Below are 19,017 nucleotides of genomic sequence, written 5' to 3'. Positions count from 1 at the left end.
GCTTCGAAGCTGGCCTTTTTTCGTTACCCTGTTCCGCCTTTTTCAGGCAAGCTTTCGCCTATAAAAACACCGGTTCAGAATCGAAAGATATAAATTACTAAATTTCTCGTAACACCAGGATTTTAATTGTTTCACTTCCTCGGGGATGAGGAGACCGATTGCTTTTTTTAATTCCTTCTCAAACAATTTCTTGTCAAAGCTTACTTTCTGAAGGATAGTCTTGATGTACTCCAGCATTGTTGCCATACTTCATACTACGGTTTTTTGGTTAGAGTTGTGAGGATCTACTCCACGTTAGAAAGATGTTCGACGAAATGGAAAACATCCGTCGGCATCTCCAAAATTGTAACGCATTCTACTTATTTTTGTTGCTCAAATTTAGAGATGAAATTTTTAAGATTCCAATTTTTAGTTGTATTATTTTTTCAAGGCATCCTGAGCATGAAAGCATTAGCTCAGGAGCCTTCTATTGCTATTGAATTGGGAGAAACTGACATTTCGATCCAACGGCCCTTCACCATTTCGGTTATTATTCAAAACAGCGATTCCCGCCCCGTTATTAACTTTCCAACCATCAAAGGGTTTATTAAAAAAGGAACAGCAACCAGCGTGTCACCCGTCGAAATTAACGGAAAAACCGTTGTTTCACAAGTGATTACCCAATCATATGCGGCCATTCGCCCCGGCGAATACCGTTTGCCGCCGTTTGAATTGGTTGTTGGCGAAACGACGATCCAGTCCGAAGAAGTCATCATTACCGTCCAACCCGACGCAACTACAGCCCCCGTTGCCAGTCCACCGGAAACCATCGCCAAAAATGACGTTTTTTTATCGTTGAATACGTCAAAAGGCTCTGTTTACACCGGAGAGGGGTTTTCGGTAAAATTGTCTTTTTTTGTGGCCGAATCCTACCCGTTTGAATTAACCTTTTATGAACTTGAGCCGCAGCTACAACAAATTCTGAAAACACTGCGCCCGGCCAATTGTTGGGAAGAAAACGAAGGAATTACCGATCTCTCGCGCCACCCGGTTTTCTTCAATGGCAAACAATATGCCGAATACCGCATCTATCAGGCCACCTTTTTCCCGCTCAACAAACAACCCATCCAACTGCCTTCGGTTAGTCTGAAATTGCTGCAATTCCGCCCGGCCGCCAAACCGGGGGGCGAACGGAAAAAAGAGATTGTCTCCTACACCACCCGCCCGTTATCCGTCAGCGTAACGCCCCTCCCACCCCACCCGCTTCGCGATCAGGTAGCTGTCGGACAATACCGGCTCATCGAGACGAGTTTGCGGAAAAACCCGGCCGTCGGCCAGAGTGTTCAGTATAATTTCCGGATCACCGGCGAAGGCAACATTGCGTCGCTGCCCGCTCCGGTCGTACCCGATTCCACCACCTTGGATATTTTTCCGCCCTCCGAAAAGGAAGTCATCAACCGAAGCCGTGGCGTGGTGTCGGGCTATAAAACGTTTTCGTACGCGTTGATTCCCCGCCAGAATGGCAACTTTCCACTGGCGACGTATTTCCGCTGGATTTATTTTAACCTGAAAGAGCAGCGGTATGACACCTTGCGCTCCGCCATTACGTTACGCGTGGGTGGCACGGCCCTGTCCGAAGGCGACACGGTTCGGGTCAGTTTGCCGGGTTCGATTTACACCGGAATCGAGAAAGTCGACAGTTCGGAGCAGCCGGTCAATATGCAGGAAGTGCTGCGATTGGTAGTAAATATCCTGCTGATCGGCATGATTGTGGGAATGATGTATTTATTTTGGAGAAAATGAGTTCAGACAAGAGAGATGAGACAAGAGAGATGAGACAAGAGAATAAAGAAAGGTCAGCTACGGTTTTTTAATCTCACGTCTCTTGTCTATCCTCTCACATCTAGAAAAAAATGAGCAGTACATACGGAACGCTTTTTAAAATTTCCACTTTTGGCGAATCGCACGGCGCGGCCATTGGCGTGATCATCGACGGTTGCCCCGCCGGGTTGGAAGTAGATACGCAATTTATTCAGTCGGAACTCGACCGCCGGAAACCGGGGCAGTCGCGGATTACGACGCAACGGCGCGAGAAGGACGAGTTTCAGGTGTTATCGGGCATTTTTGAAGGAAAAACCGAAGGAACGCCCATCAGCCTCGTTATCTGGAACGAAGATCAGCGGAGCAAAGATTATTCGCATATTTCGCAGCAATTCCGTCCGTCGCACGCCGATTATACCTACCAGCAAAAGTACGGCGTCCGCGATTACCGGGGCGGTGGCCGCAGTTCGGCCCGCGAAACCGCAGCTCGGGTGGCCGCCGGAGCCCTGGCCAAGTTGTTGCTGAAGCAGCAGGGCGTTGCGATTCAGGCGTATGTGTCGCAGGTGGGAAAACTGAAACTCGAAACGCCGTACCAACAACTGGATATTTCGAAAGCCGAAGAAAACGCGGTGCGTTGTCCGGACCCGGAACTGGCGCAGCAGATGTTCGACTACATCGACGAAACCCGCAAGCAGGGTGATTCGATTGGTGGCATTGTCTCGTGCGTGATTACCGGGACCCCGGTGGGCTGGGGCGAACCGGTTTTTGATAAATTACACGCCGAACTGGGCAAGGCCATGCTGAGCATCAACGCCGTGAAAGGCTTTGAATACGGCAGCGGTTTTGCGGGCGTCGAGCTCCACGGTTCGGAACACAACGACGAATTTTACATTGAACCGGGCGACGAGACCGGGCGCGTTCGGACGCGGACCAACCATTCGGGCGGGATTCAGGGCGGGATTTCCAACGGCGAAGACATTTATTTCCGCGTGGCCTTCAAACCCGTTGCGACCATCATGCAAGACCAGGATAGCGTCGATGTCGACGGCAATCCAGTGGTGGTTTCGGGCAAAGGGCGGCACGATCCCTGCGTGGTTCCGCGCGCGGTTCCGATTGTGGAAGCGATGGCCGCGCTGGTGCTGGCCGATTTTTTCCTGCGGAATAAAGTCGCGAAAGTATAACTTCTTCGGATTTGGTTCGGCATACGGTTTTCCTGGCTGTCCTATTCGCACTGATCAACGGCTGGGCATATGCTCAGCCGCTCCGGCGTTACGTCTTCGATCGGGGTCTGTTTGGAACGGAGTTTCGCCAGATTTTTTATGCACCCAACGATAGTACGGCGCAGCGCGTTCGTCAGGCGGTCAATGCCCGAATGGATTCGCTCAACGTCGTGATGAGCGATTACCTGGACGGGAGCGAAATCAATCGGTTGTCGGCCACGGCGGGATCGGGGCGTTGGGTAGCGGTTTCTCCGGACCTATTCGACGTGCTCAGTCGGGCGGTTTCCATCGCCAACGCATCCGGCGGTTTATTCGATCCGACCATTGGCCCGTTGTCGCAGCTCTGGCGCCGGGCGGTTCGGCGCAACCTCTTCCCGACCAAACCGGAACTCCGAAAAGCGCATCGGCTGGTCGATTACCGGTACATTGAATTTGACGCCAATCAACGAAAAATCTTGTTGAAAAAACCGGGTATGCGGCTCGATGTCGGTGGAATCGGGCAGGGATATGCCAACGACGAAGCGATGAAAGTACTTCAGCAATTGGGTATCAAATCTGCATTGCTGGACATTGGCGGGGATATTCGGCTAAGTGATCCGCCACCGGGCGAACGCGGCTGGCGGATTCTGACCGGTTTTGGGGCCGACACGACCACCCTGTTTTTGAGCCACGTTGGCATAACCGCGTCGGGAGCCACACACCGGTTTCTCGACCACAACGGCAAACGGTATTCCCATTTGATGAACCCGCGAACGGGTTTAGGGCTGCTCCATCACGTGCAGACGACGATTCTGGCTCCCGATGGCACCCAGGCCGATGCACTGACCAAAGTATTCAGCGTGGCCGGAATCCGGAAAAGCCGGCGGTTGGTGAAACGGTTTCCGGGCGTAACCGTCTGGATTACGGAAGAACGAAACGGAAAACCGGTCAAGTGGCATTCAAAAGAAAACCCGTAAGTTCGTCGCTTACGGGTTTTTTCTGTAAGGTTACAAAACCGCTTATTTCGAGGTCGCCATGACCATTTTGATGTTCAGCTTAGCACCGGTTTGCAACACATCGACCAGATCCTGAACGGCCAGCGTTTTATCGACCCGCACCACAATCGTTGGTTCGAGAACGTCCTTCAAAACTGACTTTAATTCCATTTCCAGATTCTCAGGCGCAATCGGGGTTTTATCGATAAAATAACGCTTCTGTTCATCGACCGACAGCGTAATCTGTTTCTTGCTCAGTTGCTGCGACGAAGCGGCTTTGGGCAGTAACAGTTTGATGACGTTGGGGTTGGCCACCGTCGAAATAATCAAAAAGAACAACAGCAGAAAGAACATGATGTCGTTCAGGGAGGAGGTGGCAACCTCCGCGGCAAACTTGGTTTTTCTACGGAATTTCATTGTTGGAGATTCTAGAGAAAAGACAAGAGAACAAAGACTGTTTTTAGTTAGTCTCTTGTCTAACTTCTTTTATCTTTCTTATCGCACTCTGGTATCTTTCTTATCGCACTCTGGCGGCTTCAGTTGGTTTCTGCAGTACTTCCATGAACTCGAACGAGTTGATTTCCAGCTTCAGCGTGAATTTCTCGATGAACATATTGAGCAGGTGATAGCCGGTGTAGGCAATAACCCCCACAATCAGACCGGCCCCGGACGTGATCATTTTTTCGTAGAGACCACCGGCGATGATCCCGACGCTGATGTTATCAGACAGGGAGATGTCGTAGAAAATCCGGATAATCCCCGAGATCGTTCCAATAAAACCGAGCATCGGCGCAATCCCGGCAATAATTCCCAAATACCCAAGATTCTTTTCCAGCCGTGATAGTTCAATTTGTCCGACGGTTTCCAGCGTTCCTTCGATTTCCCGGATCGGTGAGCCAATACGACCAATGGCTTTCTCAAAAATCCGCCCGATCGAATTCCGCTGATTCTTGCAGAACGATTCGGCCGATTTGATATTTCCCTGCATCACCATGTCCTTCACGTTATCGATGAAATTATCGTCGACTTTGGTATTGTTTCGAATGAACAGCCAACGTTCGATAATCATGTACAAGGCCAGAAAGAACAGAAGCGAAATTGGAATCATGACCCAACCGCCTTTGGCGACCAGATCGAAGAGTTGCATACTTTGGGCCGGGGCTGCGGCTGCTGCCGTGGAATCGACGGCCGGACCACCAGCCGTTGGAACTTGTAATAGAATCATGTGCGCTATGAATCAGATAATCAGTTTTATACTAGCAAAGAAACCGGAGCAGGCGAAAGCGTCTTCGTTGTTCAACGCCCTCTTCGCCGGATTTATTGTCTTTAAACCCTGTCAGCGACGGTTGTTCAAAGATAACGAAACAATAAGTAGAATGATTGGAAAAGTTACTGATTAGACTTTAAGCAAAATCTTCCCGCGCCGTCCGGCCTGTTCGCTGTGTTCAACGGCTTTTTTTATTTCCGAAATGGGGTAGGTTGCTTCCACCGGAACCTGAATCTGTCCGCTCACAAGCAGCGTAATGACGTTGCGGGCGACATTCTGCCGCGTCTGACTATCGACCCGGCGCATCCAGTCGGTCAGCCAGAATCCTTTGACGGTCAGTTCCCGGAAAATCATCAAACCGGCGTTGAACGACGGATTTTCCAGGCTCAAAACGCCGTAAACAATCATGTTGCCTCCTTTCGCCAGGCACTTCAAGGCGTCGGAAGCCGTGTTGCCTCCCACCGCATCCAGCACGCAGGTCACCCCTTTGCCTTCGGTGAGCGCTTTGACCCGGCTGGTCATTTTTTCTTTCTCCGTATTGACAATGGCCGTCAGCCCCAACGCTTTCAACTCATCGTCAAGGTCGTTGTGCCGCACGGTCCCGATGGTTTGAATGCCCTTCAGTTTGCACAATTGAATCACCAGCTTGCTGAACGACGATCCGGCGGCCGTCAGCAATACCCACTGACCCGCCTGAAGGCCGGTTTCCTCCAGCATGGCGTAGGCCGAAAACGGGTTGACAAACAGTTGGGCAGCCACTTCGTCCGACAGTGCATCCGGCACCGGAATCAGGCTCCGTTGTTTGGCCAGCACGTATTCCGACCAGGAGCCGATGGCCGTAAAGCTCACCCGAATACCGGTTCGCATCGTAACGCCCTCGCCCAATGCATCGACAATCCCGACGCCTTCAAAACCGGCACCGGAGGGCAATTCGGGCTGAATTCCGTAGAGATTCTGGACAAACATCAGGTCCGACGGATTGATCGGGCTGGCAATAACTTTAATCCGAACCTCGCCGGGACCCGGTTCGGGCAGCGGGGCATCGATAACCCGGAGGACATCGGCCGGTTTTCCGATGGTTGAAAAATGGACGGTCTGCATGGATAAGGGCGATTCAAAAAGGTGCGAAATGGCAATTACGTCAACAAAAATACAATTCCGTTCGTAGTAACGAACGGTTCAATAGGTCGGAATACGCAAACTTTCTATTTTTGCGGCACTATCGATACCGGTTCCCAAGGCGGTTTTAACTTCTGAAATTGACAGTATGAGTGAATTCTGGGCGTATCTCCAGCTGGGCTTTGCGCACATTACCGATCCAGGTGGTTACGACCACGTTCTGTTTGTTATTGCACTGTGTGCTATTTATAACCTCAACCAGTGGAAACAGGTTCTGATTCTGGTGACGGCTTTTACGATTGGCCATTCCCTCACACTGGCCCTGGCAACCTTACAACTCATTCAGTATAGCACCGCGTTAATCGAGTTACTGATACCGGTAACGATTCTGATTACCAGTATTTCCAATTTCTTCTTTAAAGTCCCCAAAAGTCGGTTTAACGAACGTCCCAACCAGCCGAAAGGCCGCTACGTGCTGGCGCTGGCTTTCGGTTTGATTCACGGAATGGGTTTTTCCAATTACCTGCGGAGCCTGCTGGGGCAGCAGTCCGGTATTGTCAAACCACTCTTTGCTTTTAATCTCGGACTGGAATTCGGCCAGATTTTTATCGTTTTCGGCGTGTTGACGATCGCTTTTGTGCTGATCGAATTACTGAAAGTCCGCCGTCATGACTGGAATCTGATCGTTTCCGGAATCGTCGCCGGAATGGCACTTTCCCTGATAATCAATAACGGATACCTCGCCCAGTCCTAACCTACCCACGGGCTTTGGTCCGTAGTAGGTAAAGTAGAAAAATAGAAAGGATTAATAGAATCTTTAGTAGCTATAACCCGCTACACCACAATGGAGTAGACATAGTTAGGCGGTTTTTAGTAACTTCATAGCCGCATTCATCTACAAATTATATTCTGATACCTAACTATGAAGTTGAGATTCTCCCTGTTGGTTGCGGGATTGACCGCAATAGTATTTGGCGTAAAGGCGCAAACGCCAGCGACGCCCACGTATAAAGCCAACGACCGGTTTGAACAAATGGGCCCTGCCCTGCCAACGCCCAACACCTTCCGCACGGCTTCCGGCGCTCCGGGTCGTGATTTCTTCCAAAACCGGGCCGATTACGATATCAAAGTAGAACTCGACGACGCCAACCAGAAGATTATCGGATCGGAGGTGGTAACGTATTTTAACAATTCGCCCGACGAACTGAAATACATCTGGCTGCAACTGGAGCAGAATTATTTCGAAAAAGGCTCAATCGGAGGTATTACGGGAACCGGGAGTGTTACCGCAACCGGAACCTCGACGGCAGCGTTGGCTGAGTTAACAACAACGGCCGGACATCGACGCGGAAAGGCTTTCGACGGCGATTTCGGCTACAAGATTACGGCAGTTAAGGACAAAACCGGCAAACCGCTGAAATACACGATTAACCAGACGATGATGCGCATCGATCTGCCCCTGCCCTTAAAACCGGGTCAGAGCTACGCGTTCGGCATTGATTGGAACTACCTGATCACCGAATACTACGGCCGGAGCGGTTACGAGTTTTTCCCGAAAGACGGCAATTATAATTACTTCATTGCCCACTGGTTTCCCCGAATGGCAGTCTATGACGATGTGAACGGCTGGCAGCACAAGCAGTTTCTGGGACAGGGCGAGTTCACGCTCATTTTTGGCAATTATAAAGTCGCCATCACCGTTCCGAACGACCACGTCGTGGCGGCTTCGGGCGAGTGCCAGAACTACAAACAGGTGCTGACGGCCACCCAATCGCAACGGTTGCAGAAAGCTGCTACCTCCAAAACACCCGTCGTGATCGTGACGCAGGCCGAAGCCGAAGCCGCTGAAAAAGGCAAACCAACCGGCAAGAAAACCTGGATTTACAAAGCCGATAACGTCCGCGATTTTGCGTTTGCGTCCTCGCGCAAATTCATCTGGGACGCCATGCAAACCGATGTTTACGGCGATGGTCATAAAATCTGGAGTATGTCGGTGTATCCGAAAGAAGGCAATCCGTTGTGGGGTCAATACTCGACGCGGGCCGTTGAACACACGCTGCGTTCGTACGGAAACCGCACGTTTAAGTACCCGTATCCGGTGGCCATTTCGTGCCACGCGACCGCTGGCGGAGGGATGGAATACCCGATGATCAGTTTCAACGGCGGTCGGCCGGAAGCCGATGGAACCTATTCGGAAGCCACCAAAGCCGGGATGATCGGAGTCATTATTCACGAAGTAGGTCACAACTTTTTCCCAATGATTGTCAACTCCGACGAGCGCCAGTGGGCGTGGATGGACGAAGGATTGAACACCTTTTGTCAGTATCTGGCCGAAAAAGAATGGGATTACAACTTTCCGACCCGTCGGGGTGAACCCTACCAGATTGTCGACTATATGAAATCCGATCAATCGGTGTTGTCGCCCATCATGACCTCATCGGAGAATGTCATCAATCTTGGGTCGAATGCCTACGCAAAACCGGCTGCGGCATTGAATATTCTGCGCGAAACCGTGATGGGTCGCGAACTGTTCGACTATGCCTTCAAAGAATACGCCAGACGCTGGATGTTCAAAAACCCGACCCCGGCGGATTTCTTCCGGACGATGGAAGATGCGTCGGGCGTCGATCTGGACTGGTTCTGGAAAGGCTGGTTCTACGGCGTCGAACCCGTCGATCAGGATTTGGTCGAAGTGGATTGGTATACGCTGAACACCCAAAATCCGGAAGTGGAAAAAGCCATTGCCCGCGCGGAAGCGGAGGCTAAAGCCAAAACCATGAGCAAAATTCGTGATGCGGCCACCAAAAACCAAACCGTCGTGGCAAAGGATTCGACGATGAAGGACTTCTACAATCGTTATGATCAGTTTGCAGTGACGGACGCGGATAAGAAGAAATACGAAGATTATCTGGCAACGCTATCGGAAGGTGAACGCAAGACGCTGGAGTCGAAAAATAACTTTTATACGCTGACGCTGAAAAACAAAGGCGGTTTGCCCATGCCGGTGATCGTTCGGATGCAGTTTGAAGACGGCACGGATTCGGTGGCGCGTTTCCCGGCCGAAATCTGGCGGTTCAACGACGTGCAGATCAACAAAGTGATTGCCACCAGCAAGAAGGTGACGCAGTGGACGCTCGATCCATTCCAGGAAATTGCCGACATCGATACGGAAAACAACTCCTTTCCCCGGGTTTCCAATCCGACGCGTTTCCAGTTGTTCAAGCAGCAGGGGACGGGTCGGGGAGCAGCTCAGGGGCCGAATCCGATGCAGCAGCAGCAACGGAGCATCCAGCCACCGGCTCGTCAAAGCGGAGCGCCTAAAAATGAATAATGAACAATTAATAATAAATCGTGAAAGGAGTTGGCGGATTCTCTGAGATTCTTTCCGCGTCATTCATTGTTCATTGTTCATTATTCATTAAGTTTGCACCCGATTCGGGATGTAGCACAGCCAGGTAGTGTACTTGCATGGGGTGCAAGGGGTCGTGGGTTCGAATCCCGCCATCCCGACAGAATTGGGCCAAAAGGCAGTCAGATGATGAATCTGACTGCCTTTTTTATTGGATACGGTTTTTGTCGTTAACTACACCCAGACAAGGTGTTTGTTGGTCAATTCATTTTCGCCCTGCCAGCGATAAGCCGCCAGAACACCCCCTTTGGCGACACTGAAATCGACACAGGCAGCCTTCGGCGAACCCAGACAAGGCGCTCCCTGAAGCCAGTAGTGTCCGAAGAAGAGCAGTTTACTCGTCTCATCCAGCATGACTCCTGTCGGGTAAAGGTCGTAATCAACGGGCAGCGCGGCAATAGCCGCCGGAGCGTCAAAAAAGTAGTCGGCATACGTCGTCTCCTCACCATGATTCGCCCACCACCGGATTCGGCTTTCGTGCCGAAGAATACCGTCTTTGTCCCGAAAGAACTGGTTATGGGGCAGCCGAGCTTCTTTTCCTTTTAAGGTTTCCTCAACCGCTTTCCAGAAAGGCGTATGCTTGACGGTCGATTTTTGGACCAACTCGGGAGGCAGCCTTCCGTTTAAAAGCTGATTATCCAGAACCGCTATGTTGTTGTCGTCCCAACTGGCATGCGCGACCCGAATCGAAGGTAAATCAAGGTAAAGGGGAATGGTCAGAAACCAGGAAACATACTCCTGCCATTCGTCAGCCTGATCTTTGAACTGATAAAGCGTCTGATAGTGCTGATGAATGTTCTTGATGGTATGTGGCCTGAGGTGCCCGCCCGTTGGGTTTTCGAGCCGAAACGCAATGGCGTTGTATTCGTGATTACCCATAACCGCCAACGCCTGCCCCCCGTCGATCATGGCCCGCACCAGCGCCAGGGTTTCCCGGATTTGCGGACCGCGATTAATCCAGTCGCCGACAAAAATTACTTTCCGTGAAGAATGGGAATAAACGCCCTGTTGTTGCTCATAGCCCATCTGCTCAAGCAGTTGACGCAGCTTGTCGGCGTAGCCGTGGACATCTCCGACAATATCATACATTTGTTCTTCCATGAAACCGGTTGCTCCTGCTCACTATACCGACTGAGGTGGCAATATGGTTCCGATACGGATTTATTACGCGGCTTGCATGGGTTGCTTCTTTCTTTTCAACAACAAAGCACAGATCAGCGAAATAATCAAACCGACCGGAAAAACCTCCAGATAGGTCAACACGATCACCCCCAGCGGATTACCATATAGTTTGGAATAACCGGCCATTTCCGCCGATTTCTGGTTCAGTTCCAACTGGCTTGCACCATTCGTTTTTGCTTCAGTCAATACGTGCGCCGTGTATTTTTCCATAAAATCCGGAATGAACAAGTAATATTCGACCAGCCAGGAAAGAACGTACATCGTAGACGCAATCAGTGTAATGTACAAACCGATTTTAAAAGCCTTTCCGAACGAGATAATCCGGTTAGTATAATTGTCTCTGTAATTTTTTATAGCAACAAAAATGAGCGAAAAGGCGAGTATCATGGCGGCATAACCCACCACCATATTGCCTTCGTACGTATTGCTGATGTAACACAGGACCGTAGAAACGACCATTACGCTGGTGAGAATGAATCCGGCAATTAGGCCGCAAACAAGGACGATCTTTTTCATAGAAAGGCGTTTAGCGTTGGTTTCAACAAAATTGAACAGACGCCTGCATTCGTCGGTCATCCTTTTGGGTGATTTTCTGAAAAAGCCGCAAATTCATGCGTAAGAGTGAGTTTGGTCAGGGAATCAGGCTGAGTCGTTTGGCTTTTTCAATGGCCTGTGTCCGGCGCTTCACCTCCAGTTTTTCCAGCACATTCGATGAATGGGTTTTGACGGTATTCAGGGAAACGAATAAGCGTGACGCAATTTCCTGATTACTTAAGCCTTCGGCAATTAATTGGAGAACTTCCAGTTCACGTTTACTCAGACCGGTTTTGACAAGCTCCATCTCGTTTAAAACAAAGCCAGCCTGGCTGATATAAACCGGTTTTTCAACAACGACGGTTTCAACTTTAGGTTTCATTAACTTCTGAGCGAGCCAGATTCCCAGCGCTGTAAACAGAAGAGCAATGGAGCCGATGTAAATTTCGGTAGCGTGGTTAATGACCAGGAACCGCAGCTCCAGCCATTTTAATAAAAACAGCAGTAAAGCCAGTGAAATGCCGTAAAGAATGACGAGTTTATTTCTGGTCAGAAAATGTACCATTCGTTCAGGAGATGCTTGCCCGCTTTTTCACTTCTAAAATACGGTATTTTGCGGAAAACCGCTGACGGAAACCGGTGGTTTTGGGAGCGAAAAAGCACAATTTTATCGGTCGGCAAACAGCGCTTCGTAATGCGCCGAAGGTTCAAAAATGCCGCCACTCTGGTCGTAAAAGGAAGAATCAGTCACATAAACCCCTTTCTTCGTTTGCGTCCAGGTAGCTCCCGCTTTAGGATGATACGACATCAGTTTTTCCCAGTTTTTGTAGTATTGATGCCCGTTGGTTTCCTGCAAACCGACCGTCATGCCCGGAAAAGGTGGCAATCGGGCGGCCACCGCTTTGTTCCAGTCGACCAGAATGGGGTTCACGGTCAAATCGGCGCAGAAACAGGGAATCTTCTTTTCGAACGCCAATTGCGTGATTTTCATGGTCATGCTCAGCGTTTTGGCAATCGCTTTCACGGCAATGGCAGAGTAGCCCTGCTCAATCCGCCGGGCAGCATCTTCGACGGTGTGCGCACTTTCGTCGGCGGCTACCCGCACGCCCAGATCGCCGACAAACACTTCGTTGTTTTCCTCGAACGGTTCTTCAATCACCGCAATCTGGTCGAACGCGCCGATCTTTTTGGCGTGATCCAGAAACCGCAATAGGGTTTCCTTCTTTTCGTAGCGCCCGTTGGCGTCGAAATAATACGGTATTTTGCCGGTTTTGGTATACGGCGTTTCGTAGTGTCCAATGGCCTTGTGGACCGCCGACAGAAACGCAATGTCTTTCTCGATCATTTCCGACTGCGTCCCGGCCGACCCGGTTTTCAGCTTCATGATGAAATAGCCCTCGTCGGCTGCGGCTTTGATTTTGTCGGCGGTGGTTCCGACGCTGAACGACGGAATACTGGCGACTTTGGAATGCCGGTACGACAAACCCGGTTGGTAGGCTGCGGGAATCATGTCGTCGAAACGCGCCATTTTGTTTTCCTGCGCGTACAGCAGCCAGGCGGCATTATCGACGCAAACCAACGCGTTGAGCGCGAAGGTTTTCCGTAAATTGGGGTTATTCGTGATCTTCTTCCCATACGCCAGCACCTCGGGCAAAACCGCATCCAGCAAATCGACCGGCGTGGTGAACGACCTGCCTTTGAGGAGCTGTAACGCGTATTCGCTCATGGCGTACATCAGCGCGTTTCCGGCACTTTCGGAATGGGCGGCAAACACGCTCGAATCCGACCAGAGCACGCCCTGCGTTCCCAATCCAATTTTCCGAACGCCGGAATCCGACTCCAGCAACGCAATGGCCTGCCAGCTATCCGTAATGGCACTGCCCTTGAACCGGTACGGATTCAGCGGTTCCCGCTCGAAATTGACGCTGACGTTTTTGATCTTAATGGGAGCCAGCGGTTTTTCGGAAGCTTCCGATTTCAGCGGAAAACCGGCCAGTCCGGCGGTTACCAGCGCGCCTGTTCGTTCGACAAATTCCCGGCGGTTCATGCGGTTTTATTTTACGTACCCACGGACTTTAGTCCGTGTTTTTTTAGTCTTTACTCAGTTAGAATCTGAAACACGGACTAAAGTCCGTGGGTACGTCAGGCCGTCATTTTCTCGAAAAGCTGCCGTTGTTCAATCAATGAAGCCACTTTATCGGCCGGATTGGTGTGACATTCGAGCAGAATCCAGCCTTTGTAATTCATTTTGGCAAACCAATCCAGTAATTGCTGATACGGATAGCCGGGGTCGTTGAACTCTCGCACATGGACCGTATCACCGAATCGGTCTTTCACCAGATTGAAGTTGTATTCCAACCCTTTCCCGTTGAAATCCTGCTTGTTACAATTCCAACAAACCGTCGCATTCTTATTCGGCGCGTGATCCATGATGGTTTTGATATTCGGCAATTCCTGCGTTTCGTTGCCGTGGACTTCCAGCCGGAGTTGCTGCCCGAAATCAGCTGCGTATTTCGCCAGTTCATTCAGCGAACGCCCGATTTGCTCCAGCGTTTTTTCGACCGGAACGTCTTTATGGAGCTGGTTCGGTTTCACTTTCACCCCCGAACCACCCACGTCGGCGCTCAGCCGGATGAATTCCTTGGTTCGTTCGATGGATTTCCGTAGTTGTTCCTGGTCCGGATAATCGTATTGTTGGTTGGTACCCAACCCCACAATTTTAACCGGGCTGTCGGCAAACCGCTTTCTAACCTCCTGCCGTTCAGCCGCCGAAAGCTCCGGCATCACCTTGTGGGCGTGTTCCACCCGCAATTCGGCCCCGGTGATTCCGGCGGTCGTGCAGTTTTTGATCAGCGTCGGAACATCCCAGTCTTTGCCCCACAAGTACGTAACCATCCCCAGTTTCATCTTCGATTTCTTCCAAACCGGGTCGGAAGCCAAGGCCGGACCCGCCAATAACGAAGCTCCGGCTAGTAATGATAACTCTTCCAGAAAGGTTTTTCGGTTCATTTTATTCATCATTCAGGAGGTTTAGGAAAGCTGATAGGGGTAAATTGGTCGAGTATATAGTTACTGAAAACCGTATACCGAAAACGAAAAACCGTAAACTAAAACCCAATCGAATTGCCGCCATCGACGGGCAACGACGCGCCGGTAATGTAGCGGGCGGCTTCGGACGACAGAAAAACGGCGGCATAACCAATGTCTTCCGGTTTGCCAAAATGGCCCATCGGCGTTCGGCGCATGGCGCGGTCGCGCCGGTCGGGGTCGCCACCCATCGCTTTTTTGCTCATTTCGGTTTCAATGAATCCCGGCGCAATGGCATTGACGCGTACGTTGTGGGGCGAAAATTCCGACGCCAGTACTTTCACCATGCCTTCGACGCCCGATTTGGAAGCGGCATAAGCCGCCACCCGGTCAATGCCGTAATAGGCCGCCATCGACGAAATCATCAGTATGGAACCGCTGCGCCGGGGAACCATCCGCCGGGCACAGGCGCGGGTCAGGGCGAAAACCGCATTCAGGTTGGTTTGAATAATCCGGTTAAAATCCTCATCCGTGACTTCCAGGGCCGGTTTTTTCATATTGATGCCCGCGTTGTTGACCAGAATATCGATGGGGCCAAGTTTTGTTTCAATCTGCTCGACCAACCCGTCTAACGAACCTAATTCGGAAACATCGTTGACAAAATAATGAGCGGTTTCGCCCAGCGATGCGACGGCTTCCCGGAGCGGTTCTTCCCGACGGCCCGTGATTACAACCGTGCCGCCAGCCTGCACCATGCAGCGCGCGATGTCAAACCCGATGCCGGTGCCACCGCCGGTGATGAGCGCCAGTTTACCGGCTAACGAAAATACATTTTTATTCACTTGATTTTCTGATGGTTGCACGTCTTTTTTGGCTTAACGTAACTGATAAATATCCACTAATTCCTTGACTTCCTGTAAGGTCCGATCTGGTTTTTTAAACGGCGCAGGAATGGGTTGACGAGCAAATTCCTGCAGGTACAAAACCCAGGCATCGCGCCACCAGATGGCTTCTTTTTGCTGCGTCGCCAGCCGCCCCGCCACATTGGCGAAGGTTTCGGGATCGATGTCTTTCTTGACCGACGCCCATTCGTTTTGCATTCCGCCAACGGATTCCGCGCCCGTATAAAACCGGGTACAGAGTTCTTCCCAGAGCGTTCGGTCGGTGTTCAGTTTTTGGGTCCACGGAACGTGGTGAAACCAGAGCAGATACGGCAGCGGGCAGGTTTCCGGATTGTTCCATTGTTTCTGCACTTCCGGGCGGTATTGCGCCAGCGCCTGACTTCCTTTTACGGTGCGGTCGAAACCCAAACCGATGGAATCGGCGCGGTGGTAATAAACCGCCGTCCAGTCGGGCCGCGAACTGCGGTTTTGCCAGGGTTCCGGCGCAAAGTGAGCGCCCGTCCAGGGCCGCGAAAGGCCGAGGGGCGTGTTGTAATTGACGTAAATTTCGCGCGACTTCAGCAGCAGATCCGTAACGGTTTTGACGGACTGCGGCTCAGGCGTCAACGTCATGGTCACCCATTCATTGGCAATAGCCTGCGAAGTGAGCGTATGATCCCAGGCCAGCCGACCGAATGCGTACCAGTTGGCCTGCGTCAGCGGGTGACCGGTCCAGTTGCGATCCGAACCGGTGTTGGCGACCCCGGCGATGGCGGTTAATTTATAATTATGCAGACTGCCGTCAACAACTTTTGCCACGGTCGAACCCCTTCCACCAGCGTAGGTATCCGACTCCAGGCATTCCTTGAACAGCGGGGCTTCGTAGACCAGGTGCGTGGCATGGCCGAGGTATTCCTGCGTAATCTGAAATTCCATCCCCAACGGCGTTTGAGGCATCGTACCAAAAATGGGCGAAAATGGCTCCCGGGGCTGGAAATCGATCGGGCCATTTTTGACCTGCACAATGACGTTTTTCTCGAACTGGCCGTCCAGCGGTTTGAATTCATCGTAGGCGGCTTTGAAGCGGTCGGATATTCCGTCAGCTTTGTAGACAAATGCCCGCCAGATGACAATGCCGTTGTGCGGAGCCAGCGCCTTGGCGAGCATGTTGGCCCCATCGGCGTGGTTGCGGCCGTAATCCTGCGGACCGGGTTGCCCCTCCGAATTCGCTTTCACCAGAAAACCGCCGAAATCCGGAATGAGTTTATAAATCTCGTTGGCCTTGTCGACCCACCACTGATTCACTTCCGGATCGAGCGGATCGGCGGTTTTCAGTTTGCCGATGGTTTTGGGCGCCGGGAAGTAAATGGATAAGTAAATCTTAATCCCGTACGGACGAAAGACGTTGGCCAGCGCGGCCACTTTCTGCAAATATTCAGCCGTTAGAAACCGGGAGCTGGCGTTGACGTTGTTGACGACGGTTCCGTTGATGCCGATGGATGCGTTGGCGCGGGCGTAATCCCGGTAGCGTGGGTCGATGCGTTCGGGCAGTTCGTACCATTTCCAGAGCGACTGACCGGCGTATCCGCGTTCGATGGAAGCATCCACATTATCCCAGTGATTCAACATCCGGAGCTGGATTTTCGGATTGCTGGTCAGCGAAAGCCGGTCGATGGATTGCCTCGTTTGCAGGTGTCGGAGCAAAGCAAAAGCGCCGTAGAGAACACCGGCATCGGTTTTTCCAGTGATCGTTATGTTTTGTTTGCCTGTAATTCGATAGCCTTCGTTGGTAAGCTCGGCTACCGGGCTGGTCGTCAGTAGAATGCCGCCGGTTTTTCCCCCAGCATTGGCGACAATCGGTACGGTTTTTCCCAATAGGCCCTGCAACCCGGTTTGCAATTCATCGGCAGCGGTTTTCAAAACCGGATTGGTGCTGTTCAGGACAATGAACTGTGCGGAGCGGGCGTACGCGGCCCGCTTCGTAGCATCTTTGATCAGATCATATTTCAGCCACAAGCGATACCCGTCGTCCGCACGGCAGAGTGTAGTAAGTAGTAAGAGAAATATGAGTTTGAAGTTCATATATTGAAGGTTGTTTCGCGGACGGGGCCGCCCGGCGGTTGAGCGGAGATTTTTAGAGGTACGCAAAGGCTCCGCTAAACTCTTCGTTCTCCGTTTAACTTCGCGAAATAATTTAACTCTTCTCCTCCAACGACCGCGAAATTCCCAGCTCAAGCCCCCGCAGTTCCGCCAGCCCGCGCAAGCGGCCGATGGCCGAATACCCCGGATAGGTTTTCTTGTGCAGGTCGTCGAGCATCTGGTGGCCGTGATCGGGGCGCATCGGAATGGTTGTTACGCCGACACCGGTTTGCGCACGCCGGTTTTGTTCCAGCACAATTTCTTTGATCACCGCGTACATGTCTACATCACCCGCCAAGTGGTCGGCTTCGTGAAAATTGCGCGGGTTTTCCTCGCGCTTGGTCGTCCGCAAATGAATAAAATGAATCCGGTTGCCAAACCGCCGGATTATGCCCGGCAGGTCATTGTCCGGGCGGATGCCCAGCGAACCGGTGCAGAAGGTGATGCCGTTGGCCGTCACGTCGGAAGCCGCCATCAGTTGCGCCAGATCGGCCTCCGTGCTCACCACGCGCGGCAAACCCAGCAGCGGTCGCGGTGGATCGTCGGGATGAATGCAGAGGTTAATGCCCACCGATTCGGCCACCGGAGCCACTTCGCGGATGAAATAATACAGATTGTCGCGTAATTCCCGGTCGCCAATCGGGGCGTATTCGTCCAGCAAACCCTGAAAGGTAGACAACGTAAAGGCTTCTTCGGAACCGGGCAAACCGAGCAAAACCGTATTCGTCAACACTGCAATTTGTTCAGGTGACATTCGGGAAAACGTCGCCCGCGCCGATTGGATGACTTCCGGTTCGTAATCGATTTCGGCACCCGGCCGTTTCAGAATGCACAGATCAAAAACCGCAAAGTCTTCCCAGACAAACCGCAACGCCAGCGAACCATCCGGCATTTCGTAGTTCAGATTGGTGCGCGACCAATCCAAAACCGGCATGAAATTATAACAAACGGTTGTGATCCCACCAGCCGCCAGATTGTGCAGCGACTCTTTGTAGCTAGCAATGTAATGCGCGCGGCTGGCCCGGCCTTTTTTGATGTCTTCGTGAACGGGGAGGCTCTCCACCACCGCCCAATGCAACGGAGAATACCGGTCGTTATCGGCTTCGATGAGCTGTTTTCGTTTTTCAATTTCCGCAACCGTCCAGACCTCGCCGACCGGAATCTGGTGCAGGGCCGTCACAACGCCGGAGCAACCCGCCTGCCGGATGTCCATCAATGAAACCGGATCGTGCGGCCCGAACCACCGCATGGTTTGTAGCATTCCCATTCGTATCCCAATAAATGCATTTCGATGAAATTGAAAGCAAGAAAAAGGCTGGAACTTTGCAGCGGCCAGGCAACAAAAAACCAGCCCGTAATGACTTGTGCATTACTGCGCAACGGTAGAAGGAATTTTTCGGGCCGAACTACTGAAAACCGCTGCTTATTGGCACAGACTTGCCATCATTAGCCGGGAAGATTTTTC

17 protein-coding genes and 1 tRNA gene are annotated in these 19,017 nt (G+C 51.7%); 6 read left to right on the top strand and 12 right to left on the bottom strand.

The window, feature by feature from the left end:
• Nucleotides 1–42 precede the first annotated feature (42 nt).
• The gene (locus tag EHT25_RS33130; RefSeq protein ID WP_124874053.1) at nt 43–246 is read right to left on the bottom strand and encodes a hypothetical protein; all 204 of its coding nucleotides are present in this window, start codon (nt 244–246) and stop codon (nt 43–45) included.
• A gap of 195 nt (nt 247–441) precedes the next feature.
• Here EHT25_RS33130 and EHT25_RS10130 point away from each other — a divergent pair, with 195 nt between their 5' ends.
• The 3 genes from EHT25_RS10130 to EHT25_RS10120 all read left to right on the top strand — a co-directional run bounded on the left by EHT25_RS10130 (nt 442) and on the right by EHT25_RS10120 (nt 3,976).
• Nucleotides 442–1,782, top strand: coding sequence for a BatD family protein (locus tag EHT25_RS10130; protein WP_185731327.1), 1,341 nt, complete (start codon nt 442–444; stop codon nt 1,780–1,782).
• Nucleotides 1,783–1,892: 110 nt separating this feature from the next.
• Nucleotides 1,893–2,981, top strand: coding sequence for a chorismate synthase (gene aroC, locus EHT25_RS10125; RefSeq protein ID WP_124874049.1), 1,089 nt, complete (start codon nt 1,893–1,895; stop codon nt 2,979–2,981).
• Nucleotides 2,982–2,992: 11 nt separating this feature from the next.
• The gene (locus EHT25_RS10120) at nt 2,993–3,976 is read left to right on the top strand and encodes an FAD:protein FMN transferase (protein ID WP_124874047.1); all 984 of its coding nucleotides are present in this window, start codon (nt 2,993–2,995) and stop codon (nt 3,974–3,976) included.
• A 42-nt stretch (nt 3,977–4,018) separates the two neighbouring features.
• Here EHT25_RS10120 and EHT25_RS10115 read toward each other — a convergent pair whose 3' ends face one another.
• From EHT25_RS10115 to EHT25_RS10105, 3 genes are all read right to left on the bottom strand, one after another.
• Nucleotides 4,019–4,411, bottom strand: a complete 393-nt coding sequence (locus EHT25_RS10115; protein WP_124874045.1) for an ExbD/TolR family protein — start codon at nt 4,409–4,411, stop codon at nt 4,019–4,021.
• 100 nt (nt 4,412–4,511) lie between these two features.
• Nucleotides 4,512–5,219 carry a MotA/TolQ/ExbB proton channel family protein gene (locus EHT25_RS10110; protein WP_124874043.1) on the bottom strand — a complete coding sequence of 236 codons (708 nt, stop codon included), beginning with the start codon at nt 5,217–5,219 and terminating at the stop codon, nt 4,512–4,514.
• A gap of 171 nt (nt 5,220–5,390) precedes the next feature.
• Entirely contained in the window at nt 5,391–6,362 is a 972-nt protein-coding gene (locus EHT25_RS10105) for a zinc-dependent alcohol dehydrogenase family protein (RefSeq protein WP_124874041.1), read from the bottom strand.
• Between the two features lie 166 nt (nt 6,363–6,528).
• Between EHT25_RS10105 and EHT25_RS10100 the strand changes: the two genes are divergently transcribed.
• From EHT25_RS10100 to EHT25_RS10090, 3 genes are all read left to right on the top strand, one after another.
• Entirely contained in the window at nt 6,529–7,134 is a 606-nt protein-coding gene (locus EHT25_RS10100) for a HupE/UreJ family protein (protein ID WP_124874039.1), read from the top strand.
• Nucleotides 7,135–7,302: 168 nt separating this feature from the next.
• On the top strand, nt 7,303–9,711 hold the full coding sequence (locus tag EHT25_RS10095) for a M1 family metallopeptidase (RefSeq protein WP_124874037.1): 2,409 nt from the start codon (nt 7,303–7,305) through the stop codon (nt 9,709–9,711).
• Nucleotides 9,712–9,816: 105 nt separating this feature from the next.
• Nucleotides 9,817–9,890: transfer RNA gene (locus EHT25_RS10090), tRNA-Pro, on the top strand.
• A gap of 73 nt (nt 9,891–9,963) precedes the next feature.
• Here the strand turns inward: EHT25_RS10090 and EHT25_RS10085 are convergent.
• The 8 genes from EHT25_RS10085 to uxuA all read right to left on the bottom strand — a co-directional run bounded on the left by EHT25_RS10085 (nt 9,964) and on the right by uxuA (nt 18,801).
• Nucleotides 9,964–10,890, bottom strand: a complete 927-nt coding sequence (locus EHT25_RS10085; protein ID WP_124874035.1) for a metallophosphoesterase — start codon at nt 10,888–10,890, stop codon at nt 9,964–9,966.
• Between the two features lie 63 nt (nt 10,891–10,953).
• Nucleotides 10,954–11,487, bottom strand: a complete 534-nt coding sequence (locus EHT25_RS10080; protein WP_124874033.1) for a DUF4199 domain-containing protein — start codon at nt 11,485–11,487, stop codon at nt 10,954–10,956.
• Between the two features lie 115 nt (nt 11,488–11,602).
• Nucleotides 11,603–12,070, bottom strand: a complete 468-nt coding sequence (locus EHT25_RS33340; RefSeq protein ID WP_124874031.1) for a response regulator transcription factor — start codon at nt 12,068–12,070, stop codon at nt 11,603–11,605.
• A gap of 102 nt (nt 12,071–12,172) precedes the next feature.
• Entirely contained in the window at nt 12,173–13,552 is a 1,380-nt protein-coding gene (locus tag EHT25_RS10070; RefSeq protein ID WP_124874029.1) for a mandelate racemase/muconate lactonizing enzyme family protein, read from the bottom strand.
• A gap of 95 nt (nt 13,553–13,647) precedes the next feature.
• Nucleotides 13,648–14,523 (bottom strand): sugar phosphate isomerase/epimerase family protein, encoded by an 876-nt coding sequence (locus tag EHT25_RS10065; protein WP_124876071.1) that lies wholly within the window; start codon nt 14,521–14,523, stop codon nt 13,648–13,650.
• Nucleotides 14,524–14,612: 89 nt separating this feature from the next.
• Nucleotides 14,613–15,374: an SDR family NAD(P)-dependent oxidoreductase gene (locus EHT25_RS10060; protein ID WP_124874027.1), complete on the bottom strand. Its 762-nt coding sequence runs from the start codon at nt 15,372–15,374 to the stop codon at nt 14,613–14,615.
• A 33-nt stretch (nt 15,375–15,407) separates the two neighbouring features.
• On the bottom strand, nt 15,408–17,495 hold the full coding sequence (locus tag EHT25_RS10055) for an alpha-glucuronidase family glycosyl hydrolase (protein WP_124874025.1): 2,088 nt from the start codon (nt 17,493–17,495) through the stop codon (nt 15,408–15,410).
• Nucleotides 17,496–17,607: 112 nt separating this feature from the next.
• Nucleotides 17,608–18,801 (bottom strand): mannonate dehydratase, encoded by a 1,194-nt coding sequence (gene uxuA / locus EHT25_RS10050; protein ID WP_229311491.1) that lies wholly within the window; start codon nt 18,799–18,801, stop codon nt 17,608–17,610.
• Nucleotides 18,802–19,017 lie beyond the last annotated feature (216 nt).

The sequence above is a fragment of the Larkinella rosea genome (assembly GCF_003858635.1).
Classification (GTDB): Bacteria; Bacteroidota; Bacteroidia; order Cytophagales; family Spirosomataceae; genus Larkinella; species Larkinella rosea.
This window is presented reverse-complemented; position numbering and strand designations above follow the sequence as displayed.

Bases quoted from the DNA above. Each gene is read 5' to 3' on its own strand.
- EHT25_RS33130 (WP_124874053.1), bottom strand. From the start codon at position 246: ATGGCAACAATGCTGGAGTACATCAAGACTATCCTTCAGAAAGTAAGC.
- EHT25_RS10130 (WP_185731327.1), top strand. From the start codon at position 442: ATGAAAGCATTAGCTCAGGAGCCTTCTATTGCTATTGAATTGGGAGAA.
- aroC (WP_124874049.1), top strand. From the start codon at position 1,893: ATGAGCAGTACATACGGAACGCTTTTTAAAATTTCCACTTTTGGCGAA.
- EHT25_RS10115 (WP_124874045.1), bottom strand. From the start codon at position 4,411: ATGAAATTCCGTAGAAAAACCAAGTTTGCCGCGGAGGTTGCCACCTCC.
- EHT25_RS10110 (WP_124874043.1), bottom strand. From the start codon at position 5,219: ATGATTCTATTACAAGTTCCAACGGCTGGTGGTCCGGCCGTCGATTCC.
- EHT25_RS10105 (WP_124874041.1), bottom strand. From the start codon at position 6,362: ATGCAGACCGTCCATTTTTCAACCATCGGAAAACCGGCCGATGTCCTC.
- EHT25_RS10100 (WP_124874039.1), top strand. From the start codon at position 6,529: ATGAGTGAATTCTGGGCGTATCTCCAGCTGGGCTTTGCGCACATTACC.
- EHT25_RS10095 (WP_124874037.1), top strand. From the start codon at position 7,303: ATGAAGTTGAGATTCTCCCTGTTGGTTGCGGGATTGACCGCAATAGTA.
- EHT25_RS10085 (WP_124874035.1), bottom strand. From the start codon at position 10,890: ATGGAAGAACAAATGTATGATATTGTCGGAGATGTCCACGGCTACGCC.
- EHT25_RS10080 (WP_124874033.1), bottom strand. From the start codon at position 11,487: ATGAAAAAGATCGTCCTTGTTTGCGGCCTAATTGCCGGATTCATTCTC.
- EHT25_RS33340 (WP_124874031.1), bottom strand. From the start codon at position 12,070: ATGGTACATTTTCTGACCAGAAATAAACTCGTCATTCTTTACGGCATT.
- EHT25_RS10070 (WP_124874029.1), bottom strand. From the start codon at position 13,552: ATGAACCGCCGGGAATTTGTCGAACGAACAGGCGCGCTGGTAACCGCC.
- EHT25_RS10065 (WP_124876071.1), bottom strand. From the start codon at position 14,523: ATGAATAAAATGAACCGAAAAACCTTTCTGGAAGAGTTATCATTACTA.
- EHT25_RS10055 (WP_124874025.1), bottom strand. From the start codon at position 17,495: ATGAACTTCAAACTCATATTTCTCTTACTACTTACTACACTCTGCCGT.
- uxuA (WP_229311491.1), bottom strand. From the start codon at position 18,801: ATGCGGTGGTTCGGGCCGCACGATCCGGTTTCATTGATGGACATCCGG.